Annotated in this window: 10 protein-coding genes and 1 pseudogene; all 11 read left to right on the top strand. The window is 37.4% G+C overall.

The features are described 5' to 3' along the window. Positions 1–209 precede the first annotated feature (209 nt). Positions 210–1,613, top strand: coding sequence for an aminopeptidase (locus EJN67_RS12810; RefSeq protein ID WP_129724844.1), 1,404 nt, complete (start codon positions 210–212; stop codon positions 1,611–1,613). After that, positions 1,603–2,835 carry an aminopeptidase P family protein gene (locus EJN67_RS12805; RefSeq protein WP_243641316.1) on the top strand — a complete coding sequence of 411 codons (1,233 nt, stop codon included), beginning with the start codon at positions 1,603–1,605 and terminating at the stop codon, positions 2,833–2,835. Before EJN67_RS12810 ends, EJN67_RS12805 begins: the two co-directional genes overlap by 11 nt. A 142-nt stretch (positions 2,836–2,977) precedes the next feature. Beyond that, positions 2,978–3,937, top strand: coding sequence for a helix-turn-helix transcriptional regulator (locus EJN67_RS12800; protein ID WP_129724842.1), 960 nt, complete (start codon positions 2,978–2,980; stop codon positions 3,935–3,937). A gap of 75 nt (positions 3,938–4,012) precedes the next feature. Next, positions 4,013–4,708 (top strand): hypothetical protein, encoded by a 696-nt coding sequence (locus EJN67_RS12795; RefSeq protein ID WP_129724841.1) that lies wholly within the window; start codon positions 4,013–4,015, stop codon positions 4,706–4,708. A 23-nt stretch (positions 4,709–4,731) separates the two neighbouring features. Further along, on the top strand, positions 4,732–7,740 hold the full coding sequence (locus tag EJN67_RS12790; protein WP_129724840.1) for a PD-(D/E)XK nuclease family protein: 3,009 nt from the start codon (positions 4,732–4,734) through the stop codon (positions 7,738–7,740). Beyond that, the gene (locus tag EJN67_RS12785; protein ID WP_129724839.1) at positions 7,703–10,975 is read left to right on the top strand and encodes a UvrD-helicase domain-containing protein; all 3,273 of its coding nucleotides are present in this window, start codon (positions 7,703–7,705) and stop codon (positions 10,973–10,975) included. Before EJN67_RS12790 ends, EJN67_RS12785 begins: the two co-directional genes overlap by 38 nt. A gap of 273 nt (positions 10,976–11,248) precedes the next feature. Beyond that, entirely contained in the window at positions 11,249–12,211 is a 963-nt protein-coding gene (locus EJN67_RS12780) for an ABC transporter permease (protein WP_129724838.1), read from the top strand. A 33-nt stretch (positions 12,212–12,244) separates the two neighbouring features. Then, on the top strand, positions 12,245–13,126 hold the full coding sequence (locus EJN67_RS12775; RefSeq protein ID WP_129724837.1) for a carbohydrate ABC transporter permease: 882 nt from the start codon (positions 12,245–12,247) through the stop codon (positions 13,124–13,126). Between the two features lie 95 nt (positions 13,127–13,221). After that, on the top strand, positions 13,222–14,820 hold the full coding sequence (locus EJN67_RS12770; protein ID WP_129724836.1) for an extracellular solute-binding protein: 1,599 nt from the start codon (positions 13,222–13,224) through the stop codon (positions 14,818–14,820). 83 nt (positions 14,821–14,903) lie between these two features. Further along, positions 14,904–16,586, top strand: coding sequence for an amylo-alpha-1,6-glucosidase (locus EJN67_RS12765; protein WP_129724835.1), 1,683 nt, complete (start codon positions 14,904–14,906; stop codon positions 16,584–16,586). Beyond that, a pseudogene (locus tag EJN67_RS12760) lies at positions 16,570–17,928 on the top strand (beta-galactosidase); the annotation flags it as partial. The gene EJN67_RS12765 and the pseudogene EJN67_RS12760, both read left to right, overlap by 17 nt. Positions 17,929–18,052 lie beyond the last annotated feature (124 nt).

Raw genomic sequence — 18,052 nt, 5'->3', positions numbered from 1 at the left:
AGCGTAGCGAAGTACATTTTAGGCTTGACAACTTTGGTAAATGGTAAAATTTAAGATGTTTTTCTTGATTATTATAGCGATTGACTTTCTGGAAGAAAAAGGTGCCAACGAAAACTTGACACACACTATAATTGATATGATGTTGATATTTTTATCCAGTGTGCTATTATGAAAGGATAGATTGTTTTATATTTAGAGGAGGTAGTGATATGGCAGATAAGAAGACTGAAGAAAAGGTAGAATGTGCATGGGAAAAATACGATGATACTGAAAAAAGGGCAGTATTTGACCTTGCAAATCGATATAGGGCATTTATGTCAAAATGCAAAACAGAGCGGGAATGTGTAGCCACTTTTATAGAGATGGCTGAAGAAAAGGGATATAAGAATTTAGATGATATTATAAAGAATAACGGTAAATTGAAGGCGGGAGACAAGGTATATGCAAATAATTACGATAAATCTCTAGCACTTTTTGTAGTGGGAGAGAGATCCTTTGAAGAGGGAATGCGTATACTAGGTGCCCACATAGATTCTCCAAGAATTGATCTAAAACAGAATCCATTGTATGAGGATACGGGATTTGCAATGTTAAAGACCCATTACTATGGAGGTATAAAGAAATACCAATGGGTGACCATACCCCTTGCCCTGCATGGAGTGGTAGTGAGAAAGGATGGTACTAAGGTAAATATAGAGATAGGCGAAAAGGCAGACGATCCTGTATTTGGCATAACTGATCTTCTGATTCACCTGTCAAAGGATCAGATGGGTAAAAGTTTAAAGGAGGCATTTACCGGTGAAGATCTCAATATAACCATAGGAAATATACCAGTAAATGACAAGGAAGAAAAGGACAGGATTAAAAAGAACGTACTTAATATATTAAAATCCAAATACGATATAACAGAGGAAGATTTTGTATCAGCAGAGATAGAGGCAGTACCGGCAGGGCCTGCTAGGGACTATGGCCTGGACTCCAGTATGGTAATGGCCTATGGTCATGATGATAGAATATGTGCATATACATCATTTGAAGCTATGATGAAGATAGAAAACCCTGATAAGACATGTGTAACCCTCCTTGTGGACAAAGAGGAGATAGGCAGCGTAGGTGCTACTGGAATGCATTCTAAATTCTTTGAAAATGCCTTGGCAGAGGTAATGAATGCAGCAGGGGATTATAGTGAACTGAAATTAAGAAGGACACTTACTAACTCTATGATGTTATCATCGGATGTAAGTGCTGCATTTGATCCCAACTATCCGTCGGTTACTGAAAAGCAAAACAGCGCATACTTTGGCAAAGGTGTGGTGTTTAATAAATATACCGGTTCTGGCGGCAAGGGTGGTTCAAATGATGCAAACCCTGAGTATATAGCTAGAATACGGGCTATAATGGATAAAAATAATGTGAGCTGGCAAACTGCAGAGCTTGGTAAGGTAGACCAGGGAGGCGGCGGTACCATAGCATATATATTGGGCAATTACGGCATGAATGTAATAGACTGCGGTATTGCACTGCATAATATGCATGCTCCATGGGAGATAGCCAGCAAGGCAGATATATATGAAGCTGTAAGGGGTTACCATGTGTTCCTCCTTGAAGCATAATTTCATATCAAATAGACAAAAGCTATTCCGTTCCCTGGAGGATGGCTCGTCTGTTGTACTGTTTTCAGGTAAAGGGATATATAAAAGTGCAGATGAAAAATACCCCTTTACGCCAAATAGAAATTTCTATTATATGACTGGAATAGATAGGGAGGATATAATCCTCCTTATGGAAAAATGTGGCGGCAATATAAAGGAGCGACTCTTTATCCCAAAACCGGATCCTGATCTTGAGAGGTGGATAGGCCCACGACTAAGGGATTATGAGGCAAGCGATATATCTGGTATAGAGAATATAAGCTATAATGAGGATTTTAAACCCCATATAACTCGTATTCTTGCAGAAGGGAGCTGTAAGGCTTTATACTTTGACTTAGAGAGGCGGGAGTGGGATGAACCCCTATCCATTTCTCAGGGTATTGCCCAGGAAATACGAAATAGATTTTCCCATATCGTCATAAAGGATGTATACAATGATATAGCAGGGCTCCGTACTATAAAGACCCCTGAAGAGGTAAAACTAATAGAAAAGGCCATTGGGATAACCAGGGAAGGCATAGAGCTTATGATGAAAAATGCAGCACCTGGTATGATGGAGTATGAGATAGAGGCATATTTTGATTATGCATTGAAGAAAAATGGGGTGTTTGACAAGGCCTTTGCTACTATAGCAGCTGCTGGGAAAAATGCTACCATACTCCATTACGATAGAAATAATTCTAAAACTGCACCTGATGACCTTATAATGTTTGATCTAGGTGCTCAATATAAGTACTATAATGCGGATATATCCAGGACTTTTCCGGTAGGAGGCAAGTTTACAAGACGGCAGAAGGATATATACAATATAGTATTAGAGGCCCAAAAGGCTGTAATAGACATAATAAAGCCTGGTATACCGTTTAAAAAATTGAATGAAACTGTGGTAGACTTATACTACAAAGAGCTTGGAAGACTGGGGCTTGTAAATAGCCGTGAAGATGTATTTAAATATTATTTTCATAGTGTAAGCCATTACCTAGGTATAGACACCCATGATGTAGGACCGTATGATGATGTAAAATCCGGTATGGTGCTTACGGTTGAGCCTGGACTATACATCCCCGAGGAGGGTATAGGCATAAGAATCGAGGATGATGTACTGGTTACTGAAAATGGATACAAAGTCCTGTCAAAGGATATAATAAAAGAGACAGGGGATATAGAAGCTTTTATGGCATAGTAAAAAAAGGTTGCAGCAGGTGTTGCAGCCTTTTTTTATACCCAATATTGGATTATTTTAGAGGAATAGGAGATATTTCGTCGAATATATATTATTGAACTAATAAATCATTTATTACAGACATGGTTGGGGGGGAAAGGCAATGAAACCATTTGCCGATTATAAGAAGGAACGGGCTATGTTTGAATTATTCCGCTTAATAAAGAATGGGGAGGTGATATCTCCTGAAGAACTAGCTGATCTATTTGAAAAGGATATAAAGACTATAAGAAATTATGTAAAAGAATTGAATGAAAATTTTTTAACTGATATCAGATATCAGAGGTCATCGAAGGGATATTGTGTATATCATGACGGCATACTTGGTATGCTTAAATATATATATCCTATAAGTGCCGGTGATATAAACGTCATATTGACAATGCTTATAAGCACAGATCTAGAGCCTACACGTAAAAAGATAATAAGGGAATTTCTGATAAAACACCTATCCGAAAATGAAGCACGTATGTTGCGTAGTCGGTATCCATTTGAACATATAAACACTAATGCCTGTGCCGAATTTGAAACCATAAATATCATAAGAAAGGCTATAGATGAGGGTAAAAAGATATCATTTGAATATAGATCTGCAAGTTCCGAAGTATTTAAATCCTATAGGGCAGTTCCATACGGTTTTGCATGTGAATTTGGAAAGTACTATCTAATAGGTCTCAACGAATTAAAAGATCAGGTACATCATTTTCGCATAGATAGGATGAGAATGGTAAGAATGCTTTATGAGGATGGCAAACGTCCTGCCGAGTTTAATCTGGAACAATATCTAAAGAGGACATGGTATATGTACTCAGGTCCAATGACAAAGGTAAGGGTCCGATTTAACAACTCGGTTTTTAAGGCAGTAACGGAGCGTAATATGTCAGAAGGTAAACTGGTCGAAAAGAATGATAAATATTTTGAATATGAATTTCTATCGAATGGTACGGAGGGCATACTCATTTGGCTATTGGGATTTGGAGACAATATGGAAGTATTAGAGCCATTAGAGCTAAGGGAGCAAATAAGGGAAATATCCCAAAATATGGTTAAAATATATGAATGATCTATTTGAAGGGAAAAACCTTTCCTATGTTAATGGTACAATGAAACTGTATCTAGGTTGAGAGGAGAGGTTGCTGTGACACGTGAAGAATATGAAGGATGGGTAGAATTTATAGTAAAACATGGCAAAGTAAAACCACCTCAGAATTTAATAGGGGATTTTGATAATCCGGAGCATAGAATCATGCTGGCTAGATTGTTAGAGCAGAATGGTCAGTATATTCCTGCAATTTGCCTGTTAAATAGCGTAATGAACGCTAGCATTGAAGATATCAATCAGAAGATTTGGTTACTTGTGGAATTGGGTATATGTTATTGGATGGGACACAAGGATGCATGTAAAGCATTGGAATATATAGATACAGCCCTTTATCTGGCTGAAGATGAAGAATCTGGTGCGCATTTTTTTAGAAAGGGACAGATTTGGTATAATAGATTAAAGATCATATGTGAAGTCGAAGGGGAAGAAAAGGCGGAAAAAGAGTGTGATCAAAAGATAATGTCTCAATTTTTGATGCAGCGAGACTGCAGGCATAATAGTTATTTATATTATGGATATCTATTTAAGGCTGAACAAAAGAAAAATCAAGGGAAAATAAAAAATGCAATATCCTATCTTAAAAATGCAGCAGAGCATGGACTAAACAATGAGCTTATGGATAATATATATGGCATATTGTTTAACAATGGAAATGACTTGGAAAAGACATATGAAGAGCTTTATAGCCTTATAGATAGTGTTGCCCGCCTGCCTGGTACTTTCGACATATAGTAATTATACAGGAAGGGGAGTATATGGAAAGAATATTATATTTAGAACCACTATTTTCCAATAGGCGGGAGCGGCTTATAGATCTATGTGCCCGCCTCAATATGGAAGGTAAAAGTTTCTTATATATATTGCCTTCAAGGGAGGCTATACAGGATGTAAGATTTAAGATATTCAAACTCAATAGGGGTATGGTTAAATCAAAGGTCATTATGTTTGATGATATGGAGCAAGATATAGTATCAGGCAGTATAAATTGGGATAGGGTTTTGAGTACAAATATGCAGCGTACCTTCATATATAGATTGTGTAGCGATCTTAGGGATAATTTAATCTTTTATAATAAGGTGGTAAACAAGCAGGGATTTATAGAAGAAATAGCACAGTTTATAAAAGCATTAAAGCGTCAGTGTATAGGTTTACATGATCTAAAGGATATACAAGGATGTATATCCGATCAAGTACTAGCTAAAAAGTTACAAGATCTATGTACTATATATGAAGGTTATAATACATGGATGGATGAAAACGGATTTTATGATATAGATGATATATCTGCTATGGCAATTAAAAAGGTAAAGGGCACCAGATATTTTAATGATATAGATGCAATGGTAATAGATGGATTTACAAATATTGATCCAGTCAATATGAGGCTTATGGAAGGGATATCAAGGCAGTGGGATATGGATATTTATATAAATATCCCGTTTGACAATCGGCTTATCCATAGCTTTGTAATGGAGGAACTGGTGGATAATTTTAAGGACATGGGTTTTCATATAGAGGTAAATGCTAGTGGATATTATGATGTAGCGGAGGATATAAAAGAGGTTGCAATGCTGTTTTACAGCGGCTTATCCAAACCTTCTTCCTATTCTTCAATACATATAGATAGATATCCCTGCATTCAAAGTGAGGTACGGGAAACGGCACGGGATATAAAAAACAGGATTATGTCAGGCGCTCCCGCCTACGAGATAGCCCTGTATACAAAAAATATAGACGATTATGGATACTATATCTATACCATATTCAATGAGTTTAATATACCTATCAATTTCCCATACAGGATTCCTTTAACATCCATATCTTTTGTTAGGCAGATGCTAAATGCGATAAATGATATGGAAGATGAAACTAAGACATATGAAGAATGGATGGACATATTAGATGAAATATTGACAGAGCAAGGTGCTGAGATAGAGAAGATTGCATTGGAAGGATTTAACAAACCACTCGATATGCACCAGATGGCTGCAATAAGGGGATATGGCCTGCTATTAAAGGAAAAAGAGTCGTTTAAAGGTCTACTTTCAGTATATAAGGATGAAAAAATTACAAAAGGCGAATTTACCGGCTATTTTACAGATCTCATATGGGGTATGACGGTTGATATGGACAAGGCGGCCTCTTCCGGGGTACGGGTAATTGATCTGGATCTTGCCCGTGGGCAATACTATAGATATGTATATATATTAGGGGCAAATGAAGGGGATATGCCAAGGCTTCCAAGGCCAATTGGCATATTCGATTCCCAAGAGACCAAACTTCTTAAAAATTATGGGATAAATTTTAACAATTATAATTGGGAGATGTACAGGGAAAAAATCCGGTTTAATCTGGCCATGGCATCATGCAGGGAGGAACTCTTTATATCATATAGGGAGGCAAATCTGGATGACTCATATGTAATAGCATCCACCTTTGTGGAGGAGGTAAAATCCATAACCGGGCTTAAAGAAGGGGCTAAATCCATGGGAGATAGGTTTTTACTGAATGGGGATATGGTATCTACAGATCATGAGCTTAGGTGTATGCTCCTTAAAGATGGGTTTAATGCACTATATAACGGCCTTGATGTATACGAATTTTCAAGGGAATTATCCAGCACAACATATGGGGATGAAATGTTAATGTCTATACAAAATGGGCATATAGAATATCACAGGCAGCGGGAGAATGTGTTTAATAATTATGAAGGTATAATATATGATGATTTTACCCAAACGGCAATAGATTTTAGCCTAAGTGCATCGCAAATAGATGACTATATGAAATGTCCCTATAGGTTCATGTTGCAAAATTTTATGGGGCTTTGTGCATTTGAAGAGGATCCTTATGCATATGACGACGGGGATATTGGAAATCTGTATCATTGGGTGCTGTGTAGGTATTATACTGGGCTTAAGAATTTTGAAACGGTGGATGGAGAACGGCTTGAAAATATACTAGGGTTTTATATAGAGAATAATATGAGGGAAGTATTACTTGATGAAGGGGATCTGGAGATGGCAAAATCAAAACTCTATGATGGGGTTATCTCTGTACTTTCTAATTTTATAGATAAGGATCTTAAGAGGCTAAAAAATTATCAAAAGACCACAGGGAGGGTATTAAGACCCATAATATTGGAGCATAGGATTAGAAATACCTATGTATTTGGATATGATGTGGTGTGTAAGGTGGACAGGGTGGATATGGAGTATGCTATATCCGAAGATGAATTTTTGCCTACCGGCAGGTTTATAATATATGACTATAAAAAAAGCAGTATCAAGGGATTTAGCAGTATACTGGAGAATAACAACTATCAGCTTGCCATCTACTACCATATGGTAGTAGATAGATTAAAAAACATGATGCCAAATACTCCACTTGACTGTATGGCACTTTTATATTACGGGGTAGAGGAAAAAGAGAAAAGTGCTGCAAGCAGGTTAGATGGCATATATAAGACTAAGTACAAGAAGGACATAGGTTTTAACCGTAAGAGGAGCGATGTAAGTAGTGCTGCATTTTATGGGATGATGGATTATGTAAAGGAACTGGTGGGAGAGGTGTTTAATGATGTAAAGGAAGGTTTGTTCTATTATTCGCCTATGTGTAAGGTGCATTCACAGGGCTATGGAGGTATTGACTGTGCATTTAAGGATATATGCAAATACAGCAGGGAAAAGGTATGGTCTATAGCCAAGGAAGGGGGTAGCATTTGCCATGGAGAGCGTTTTAGAGAAATTCAATTTGACCGATGAACAGAAAAGGGCTATAGATATACGGAAAAACATAGCATTATCTGCAGGGGCTGGGTCAGGCAAAACTAGGGTATTATCCTCTAGATACATGGCACTTTTAGAGGCAGGAGTGGATATGGACAGTATAGCCGCTATCACCTTTACCGAAAAGGCCGCCCTAGAGATGAAGGAACGTATAAGGAAATTCATAGGTGATATGAAGGTGGACGAATCTAGCTTTTATACATGGCAGGAGCATATGGATAGGTTGAGCAGTGCAAATATATGTACCATACATAGCTTCTGTGCCTCTATAGTACGGGAAAACGCTCCAATACTTGGGATAGACTGGGATTTTGACATAATAGATCCTGTCCAGGAGCAGCTTGTTTTGGATACGATTTGGGAAGGGATAATGAATGAGTTTATAGTGCAAGATCGGTTTAAAGAGGCTATTATATACATGGATGAAAGGCTTAAGCAGGGGTATGTCTCATCCAATTATTTTAGACAGGATATTATGGATATAAGGGAGAAGCTAGGTGAACAAGGGAAAGAAACTATAGAGGCTTTATATAAACGGTCAAAGGATAATATACTACATTTCTTTATATTGGAGGTGGTAAAGGCTCTAGATGATACATATACCTCCTACAAGCTAAAAAATGACGTACTAGATTATAACGATCTTCAGCGTATGTGCCTTGAACTTTTACAGCAGGAAGAGATAAGGATCAGGTATAGGGCACGATATAGATATCTATTGGTGGATGAATTTCAAGATATCAATCATATTCAAAAGGATATAATATATGCCCTGGTTAAAGATGATGATGGTACTATTTATCCTGGACGGTTGTTTGTAGTAGGAGATTTTAAACAGTCAATATATGGCTTTAGGGGGACGGATTATAGGATATTTAATGAGGTAGCAGATGACATGGGAGAGGGCGCCAAACTATCACTTGATACATGCTTTAGGAGCAAAGATGAGGTAATCTATGGCATAAATGCACTCTTTGCACCCCTTATAAATGGCTATATCCCAATGAAAACCAAATCAAATAGATTATCTAATGATGATGCAACTGAGAAAAGGATAAAGCTGGTTTTAAATCCTGAGAAAAGGCCTAAGACACTGGCACAAAAAAAGCTAGGTGCAATAAAGTCTGCATCAAAAGGGGTAGAGGATAGGAAACTGTTTAAGAAAATGCTGTGGGATTTTAAAGAGACTTTAGATAAGGTGGAGTATGAAAACCCCTCAGGCGAAGCAGTGGCAGGATCGGTAAATATGCTGCTTGAGGCAGGATTTGATCTAAAGGATATTGCCATACTTGTAAGGAGTAGGTGGCAGTATGATGAGATAGAGCAAAAACTTTCACAATATGGCATACCCTATTGCATAATAGGCGGGAGCGGACTATATGATAGGCAGGAGGTCAGGGAGGTATTAAATATCTATGAGCTAGTAATAGATAGGGGATATATGGACGATGCAAATATCCCTACACTACTGTCGGTTTTAAAAGGTAGTTTTTTTAATATCCCTGATGATGTATTGGTAAATATAGCACAGAATAAAGTGGCACATGATGATTTGAGTTTCTGGGACGCTTTAAGCCTTACCATAGATAATATGAAAAATAACCCTAACAGGGTTCGCCTTAAAAAGGCCTTTATGGTTATGGAGGATCTAGGTAAAAGGGCAAAGGAGCTTAATGTTGTTGATATACTCCTATACATAATGAATAGGTGCAATGTAGTGGAAACGCTAATTTGCCACAGTGATGGCCTTCAAAAGATAAGGAATATGGAAAAGCTCCTGGATAGGGCCTATACCTTTGATCAAAAATGGCTGTTTGATCAGAGGGAGTTTGTGGAATATATAAAGGTACTATCTGAAAGCGGGGGCGAAGAAGAAGGTGCACTTCATACGGAGGACAGCCAGGCGGTAAAGCTTATGACCATACATCAGTCCAAGGGATTGGAGTTTGAAGGTGTAATAATTCCTGGTATTGATAGGGATTTATTAAGGGTGTCCAGTAGGATGAGGGGGCAGGAGTATATAGCCTTTGACGGCAACGAACTGGTATTTCGTTCAGATGATGAGAATACAAAGAAGCGATATGATACTTATTGCCTAAAGCAGAATATAAAGGAGATAGACGAGTCTATAAGGATATTGTATGTGGCAATGACTAGGGCAAAGAGCTATGTGGTGTTGACGGGAAGCATGGATGATGATTGTATCAACATTGATGATGATTTAGACAGGATAAAAAAGCTTAAATCCTTTTCTGCCATGCTAAGTTTTGCACTGCAAAAAGGGGATGGAGAGAAGTGGGTGGAGAAAATAGACTATAATTTACTGCCTACCGTCAAGGAGAGTAAAACAGTTGATACTACGTTTGAGATAAAGGATCTTTCTGATATGGAAGGCAGGATAGGGTACATCTATTCGTCAATACCCATGGATTATACCAGTATATCCAGATATATGGAGTTTAAGGAGTGTCCTAGAAGATTTTATTTGGAAAAGATACTAGGGCTTAATATACAGGACTTTTTGCCATCCTGCGAAGATGAAATATCTAGTACATCGGAATGTAACACATCGCCTTCAATAGAGCCTAGTAAAAGGGGTAGTATAGTCCACAAGGTATTGGAATTGTCCTGTAGTGTGGATCAGGTATTAAAGGATATGGGATATACCGATATAGCAGGCTTATCTTCTGAAATACAGAGGTATGTGGACAATTATAGGGAGATAGAGAATGGTAACAATGTTTTAGGTAGACCAGTTATAAGAAGGCGGGAGATGCCCTTTGCCTATGCCCCCTTTGATGATGGGTATTTGGTGATAAACGGGGTAATAGATCGGTTGGATGTGTACCGGGGTGAAGGGGGGAGGCTGGTTGCCGTAATAACTGACTATAAGACCAATGTGGTAAACGGTGATGAAGATATTAAGAGGATTAAAAATACATATATGCCCCAGCTCATGGTTTATGGCCGTGCAATAGAGGATTTATTCAGGTTGGATGGTAAAAAAGTGGACGACATATATCTTAAGTTGTATCTTTTAGATATAGGAAGCCCTGTTGATATGGCGTATGACAGGGAAAAGGCGGGAGCGATTTTAAGGGATATATGGAAAATGTATGCTCAAATTCATAGATCTTGTGATATAATGAAGTTTGAAAAGTCAACAAATGTCGAATATTGTAAATGGTGCAGATATAAGGCGATATGCTGAGTTAAGGACATAACAAAATCCAAAAAGGGTTATACAGTGTTTCAGACTGTATAGCCCTTTTTGGATTATAAGCAAATGTTACTACCGAATTTAATTTTATCATCAAAAATCCATAATTTTTACACTATAGATATATAATTTATCAGTTAAAAATCCATCTTTTTTTTCTTATAATGAAGTTGAAACACAGACTAACTATATAAATTGCATTTGTAATATATTCTTTTTAAGTTTCAAAGCTACTTTTATTTTATGAAGAAAGGACAGTGGAGAATGAATAGCAAAGGAGATAGTAATTTAAACCCAAAACCAATGTGGATGGATTTCAAAAAGCAGGCCTATCTTCAAAGTTTTGTATTGATTGGTATGTTGTTTCTTCTTATATTTAGCTACATACCGATGATAGGAATAATAATTGCCTTCAAAGATTATAGAATTTCAGAAGGAATTCTAGGCTTTTTCACGAGTCCATGGGCTGGGTTAAAGCATTTTGTTGAGTTTTTTACAGAGATCGAGAGCGGAATGATAATCAGAAATACCTTTGTCATCAGTGTACTCAAAATTATATTTACATTTCCCATACCTATACTGTTTGCAATAATGATCAATGAAGTTAGAAATGTAAAGTTCAAGAAATTTATACAGACGGCTAGCTATCTACCTCACTTTATATCATGGGTTGTAGTATATGGTATAATGTTTGCATTTTTGTCTGGTGATGGTGTGATAAATAGTCTATTTAAGGCATTTAACCTCATTGATAGCCCAATTCCCTTTCTAACCGATCCTAAAAAATTTTGGACATTGGCAATTATATCTGATGCTTGGAAAGAATTTGGCTGGTGGTCAATCATATTTATAGCTGCTATAGTTGGAATTGACCAAAGCATATTTGAAGCAGCAGATATAGATGGAGCATCTAGGTTACAAAAAATACGTTATATTACTCTTCCAGGTATAAAAAGCACTATAAATGTGGTGTTAATATTGTCACTTGGTAACCTTTTAGGTGGTGGAATGTCGGGTTCAAACTTTGAACAATCTTTATTGCTAGGTAATAACTTAAATAGGAGTGCTTCAGAGATTCTACAGACCCATGTGCTGAAGGCCGGACTTGTTCAACTTAGATATTCCTATGCAGCAGCAGTAGGTCTGCTACAGTCAATTGTTTCGGTGACAATGATATTTGGCAGTAATGGCATAGTTAAGAAGATATCTGGAACAGGAATTTATTGATATTGTAGAAACACCGAGAAAGGAGCATTTTGAATGGTGAAAAGACAAAAGAAAGACATTGTTTTTGATGTAGTAAATTATGTTTTACTGATTTTAATAGCCTTTATTACCATATATCCATTCTATTATATATTGGTAATATCGTTTAACTCGGGTCTAGATGCAGCCAGAGGAGGTATATACTTTTGGCCTAGGGCATTTACGTTAGATAACTATAGGAAGATAATATCTGACGATAAATGGGTGAATGCATTTGGAATTTCAGTATTTAGAACTGTTGTAGGAACTGCATTATCTGTATTTTTTACAAGTATGGTAGCTTATGGACTTTCTTATAAAAAACTCTTATTTAGAAATGGCTATTATCGTATACTGATATTTTCAATGTACTTTTCTGGAGGTCTAATACCATACTATGTATTATTGCGGTCCCTTGGACTATTAAATACAGTATGGGTATATATAATACCTTCCCTTTTAAGTCAGTTTATGGTCTTGATAATGATCTCATTTTTTAATGAGATATCTCCTTCATTGAGTGAATCGGCCCATATTGATGGGGCAAATGATCTACAGATTTTCTTAAAGATAATTCTACCCATTTCAAAACCGGTATTGGCTACGGCTACACTGTTTGCTGCAGTTGGGCATTGGAATGCTTGGATGGACTCTGCCTACTATGTTTCAGACTCAAAGCTTAGGACCATGTCATATTTGATGATGGAGATAATCAATAGGAGTCAAGCAGCAAATGTCGGGGATATGCAACAGAATTTCAGAAGTGCTACTAATATCACCACCAAGTCTTTGCAAGCTGCTGTAATTATTATATCTACAGTCCCCATACTCGTGACTTATCCTTTCCTTCAAAAATATTTTGTAAAGGGAATTATGCTAGGGTCTGTTAAAGAATAATATGCAATATACCTGGATTCAACTATTATATAGTTGACAGGATATATTATACCTTCGTCATTTTGACGAAAACTTACAAATAAGGAGGAATATATATGAAAAAAAGGATGCTACTAGTTGTTTTGTCGCTTGCACTTGTATTTTCTATGATTTTTACATCATGCGGTAAAGACCAAAATTCGCAGACTGCCAATCAAGGGTCTGACACCAATTCACAAAATAAGGGTAGTGAAAATGGCGATGATACAAAACCAGTTAAATTATCTATATTTATCAACATGGATTGGTATTGGGTTGATTCATTTGGTGGACGGCCTGTGGATGATGAGATCACAAAGAAGACTGGTGTGACCTTAGATGTGACAAAAGCAGCGGACCAACAACAGCAACTAGCTGTATTGATTGGCTCTGGAGATCTACCTGATATGGTATACAATGGTACTAAAAAATTAGAACCTGAGCTAGTAAAAAACTGTTATTCCTATAATGAGCTGATAGAAAAATATGCTCCAGATTTTGAAGTAGATCCCATAATAGTTGCAAATAATACAATGCCAGATGGTAACTTCTATTGTATAAAGAACAACTATTCTACTCCTGAGGAGTATGCTGAAGAGAATCCGCGTTTTGTCGCAACTCCTGGAGCAAGTACCCTTCATATTCGGAAAGATATAATGGAGGAGCTAGGGAACCCTGAATTAAATACACTAGATGATCTTGAAGAAGTGCTTGTAAAGGTAACTGAAAAGCATCCTGATATGAATGCTTTGGCACTTGGACCTGATGGATACGGCGAATCATATTTTAAGATGGCGTTTGGCCTGCAATCAGGTAGTAATGGAGTATATGAAGAAGATGGCAAGATAAAATATATGGTGAGGGATCCTAAGTATATTGAGACATATAAATATTTAAATCGTTTATATCGTAAAGGATGTATAAAACCTGAATCTCTAATCTATAAATATGAGGACTACCAACAGGCTATTACAAGTGGCAATGTATTTGCTGCAGCACGTGCTGTAGATGAGTCTGGTAAGGCGAACAGAGTATTTAAAGAGGCAGGTCTTCCCTATAAGATGGCTATAGTGAATAAGATGCTAAACGAAGAAGGAGGAACTGTAAATGACAATATAGGTTGGGCAGGTGTATATATTACAAAGAATTGTAAGCAACCAGATAGGGCAATTAAATTTGTACAATTTTTAAGAAGCGATGAAGGGCAGAAGCTATCCTGTTGGGGTATAGAAGGTGAACATTATACTCTAACACCTGAAGGATATCCTGAGATGACATCTGAAATGAAAGAACTATATCAAGATTATGACAATATGGTGAGGACTGTAGGGAATATGGCATGGGCATTTGGTGTATCTGAAAAGACTGAAGGCATATGGAACTATACAGGTGATGAGACATCTGATTGGCTTAGGACGGTTAAAGAGAGTGTCAAAGAGTTTAAGCCTGTATATAACTTTGTAGTACCTAAGGAAGATATTGATGAGACCACTATATATTCCAAGATTGTAGATTTTGAAAAGACCCAAACAGTTAAATTGATAAGTGCAGAGACAGAAGAAAAATTTACAGCAGCATATAATGATCTTGTAAAAAAGCTTGAAGCCATGGGTCTTTCCAAGTTAGAGGATTGGATGACAAATAAATACGATGAAGTAAAGGATCGTTATAAATAAGTAAAAACTTAATTTATAATGCCTATTCGGCCGCCAGCAGTGAAGCTTTAGTGGCCGAATAGGCACTAAAGGAGAATTAGACTATGAAACTAAACTTAAAGCATGTACCTTTTTCACGTTATGGTTCATATTTCTCTATAGGCTATCCCAGGTATGGAGAAGATCTCTATATACGAACTGTTAGAGGAAGTGCAAGTACAAGTAATATATTTCATATAGAACTTACTTATGATGGGGACGTAATACCTTATGAAGTAGAGTGCACCCCAACAATTCTCAAACTCAAATCTACAAATGGCTTTGTGGAAATTTGTATTGCAGAGACTAATTTAATATATGTGCGGGGTCAAGGGGTTGGGGTACGTCTTTCTATGCAACCTGGTAACTATGATAATGCAATTCTCTATGATGATAGAAATTGGATGGTCAACTGTGTATCTCAGGGTATAAAGCTCATGCTTATACCCCTTGTTGGTAGTCTTGAAGTTGATGCACCGTGGAAAGTCGATGCATCTGAACATATAATAGTAGATTTCATTCCATCTAATAAAAGTGATGGGTTAGAATTTTTAATAGATGAATTTTTAGTTTCATATAAAAAGAGGGATTACATTAAGACTTTTGATGAATACAGGCAAAAGGTAGAGTACGAATATAGAAACTGGATAGAGAATACGGTTACTGTAAAAGAAAAATACTTACAAAGTGGTGAGCTGGCAGGATATATCAATTGGTCTTGTGTTGTAGAGCCATCAGGACATATTAAGAGACCTGCAGTATACATGTCTAAGAACTGGATGGCCAGCATTTGGAGCTGGGATAATTGCTTTAATGCAATGGCATTGGCTAAAGGACGTCCTGATCTTGCGTGGGATCAACTCATGATATTTGACGATCATCAAGATGATACCGGCATGTATCCTGACCTTATAAACGATGCAAGTATTTTGTGGAGCTTTTGTAAGCCACCAATACAAGGTTGGGTTTTTAATTGGTTTGCAAAGAGAGGATATTTTACCGATAAAAGATATATTGAGGCTATATATCCTGGTATAGTTAAATGGACAAAATGGTGGTTTAAATATAGTGATGCCGACAATGACGGCATACCCCATTATAACCATGGAAATGATTCGGGTTGGGATAATAGTACTGTATTTAGTAAAGGTGCACCAGTTGAGAGCCCTGATCTCAGTGCATTTCTCATATTACAGATGGAGGTACTTGCCGATATGGCAAAGAAACTGGGAAAGATGGATGAGGCAGTTTATTGGAATGATAAATCCAAAAAAACGCTCCAAAATATGCTGGATCATTTTTGGAATGGAGATAGGTTTGTTGCACGGATATCCGGTAGTCACAAATGCATTGATACTCAAAGTCTCCAACTATATATTCCCATTGTACTGGGGAGTCGCCTTCCAAATGAGATTATAACTACCCTAGTGAAGGGGTTAAAGGAAGAGGGAAGATTTTTGACTTCCCATGGTTTTGCAACAGAGAGTATAGAGAGTCCCTATTATACATCTAATGGATATTGGAGGGGACCTATATGGCCACCTACTTCACTAATTTTGATTGACTCTCTATATGAATTGGGAGAAAGGGAATTTGCAAATAAGATGGCTAATAGATATTGCGAAATGGCACAAAGAAGCGGTATGTCGGAAAACTATGATGCATTGACAGGCGAGGGGCTATGTGATAGGGCACATACTTGGGGAGCTAGCGTGTTTTTAATTTTAGCAGATGAATATTGTAGATGAGAAAGAGGTGTGTTTAATAGTGAAGAAAATTTATGGTCCTATTAATTCTAAATGTCCAAAGATCCTTCACGGGGCAGATTATAATCCAGAGCAGTGGAGAGATAACCCCCGCATATGGGACGAAGATATAAGATTGATGAAACTAGCCCATTGTAATGTTGTGGCAATGGGAATGTTTTCATGGGCAGCCCTGGAGCCTGAAGAGGGGGTATATGATTTTGGGTGGCTAGATGCAATAATGGACAAGTTATATGAAAACGGTATATATGTTATTTTGGCTACACCAAGTGGTGCAAGGCCAGCTTGGCTATCACAGAAATATCCAGAGGTACTCAGAGTTAGAGACAACAGAGTTCGAAATCTACACGGTCGTCGTCATAATCATTGTTTTACATCTCCCATCTATAGGGAAAAGGTGAGAAATATAAATACTCTCTTGGCAAAGCGTTACAAGGATCACCCTGCTTTGTTACTTTGGCATGTGTCTAATGAATATGGTGGAGCATGCCATTGTGAGCTATGCCAAGAGGCATTCAGGGAATTTCTTAAAGAAAAATATCATGGTGATTTAGATACATTAAATAGGGCATGGTGGACAAGTTTTTGGAGCCATACATATACTGATTGGTCCCAAATTGAGTCCCCTGCCCCACACGGCGAATCGTTGGTACATGGTCTCAATCTTGATTGGAGAAGGTTTGCAAGTCATCAAACCATAGATTTTTATAAAAATGAGATCATCCCTCTCAGAAAATATACTCCTGATATCCCTATAACTACCAACTTTGATGACTATATATCCATATACAATAAGGGCGTAAACTATTGGGAGTTTGCACCTTATGTAGACGTGATATCTTGGGATAATTACCCCTATTGGCATGGAGAACGTGAAAACTGGATAGAGGGAAGCCGTATAGGTTTTATACATGATATCAATCGTTCACTTAAAGGTGGCAGGCCGTTTATGATGATGGAAAGTAGTCCCAGTGCTACTAACTGGCAACCGGTTGGGAAACTTAAGAGACCGGGTATGCACGTCCTATCCTCCATTCAAGCGATTGCCCATGGTTCTGATACAATACAATATTTTCAATGGCGAAAGAGCAGAGGTTCTTCTGAAAAATTCCATGGGGCTGTAGTAGATCATTGTGGTCATGAAAACACTAGGGTATTTAAAGAGGTAGCTGAGCTAGGTGAGATACTGGATAAATTGGATCCTGTTATGGGTACAAGTGTTGATTCTGAGGTGGCTGTTATATATGATTGGGAGAATAGCTGGGCTATTGATGATGCACAAGGTCCACGTATTGAGAAAAAAGATTATTTTATAACCTGTCGTTACTACTCAGGCATTCCCATTGAAGTCGCCCTGTGCTAATATGTAACCATGATCATTGACCTTCATATTATTAAAAAAGAGTAACTTTAATAAAGGGATATCGCCGATATCCCTCACTTCTAAC

This window comes from Xylanivirga thermophila (assembly GCF_004138105.1).
GTDB classification, from domain to species: domain Bacteria; phylum Bacillota; class Clostridia; order Caldicoprobacterales; family Xylanivirgaceae; genus Xylanivirga; species Xylanivirga thermophila.
This window is presented reverse-complemented; position numbering and strand designations above follow the sequence as displayed.

What these genes read in the sequence shown, in the direction of transcription:
- EJN67_RS12790 (WP_129724840.1), top strand. Translation starts at nt 4,732, where the DNA reads ATGGAAAGAATATTATATTTAGAACCACTATTTTCCAATAGGCGGGAG.
- EJN67_RS12785 (WP_129724839.1), top strand. Translation starts at nt 7,703, where the DNA reads ATGGAGAGCGTTTTAGAGAAATTCAATTTGACCGATGAACAGAAAAGG.
- EJN67_RS12800 (WP_129724842.1), top strand. Translation starts at nt 2,978, where the DNA reads ATGAAACCATTTGCCGATTATAAGAAGGAACGGGCTATGTTTGAATTA.
- EJN67_RS12780 (WP_129724838.1), top strand. Translation starts at nt 11,249, where the DNA reads ATGAATAGCAAAGGAGATAGTAATTTAAACCCAAAACCAATGTGGATG.
- EJN67_RS12775 (WP_129724837.1), top strand. Translation starts at nt 12,245, where the DNA reads ATGGTGAAAAGACAAAAGAAAGACATTGTTTTTGATGTAGTAAATTAT.
- EJN67_RS12810 (WP_129724844.1), top strand. Translation starts at nt 210, where the DNA reads ATGGCAGATAAGAAGACTGAAGAAAAGGTAGAATGTGCATGGGAAAAA.
- EJN67_RS12770 (WP_129724836.1), top strand. Translation starts at nt 13,222, where the DNA reads ATGAAAAAAAGGATGCTACTAGTTGTTTTGTCGCTTGCACTTGTATTT.
- EJN67_RS12765 (WP_129724835.1), top strand. Translation starts at nt 14,904, where the DNA reads ATGAAACTAAACTTAAAGCATGTACCTTTTTCACGTTATGGTTCATAT.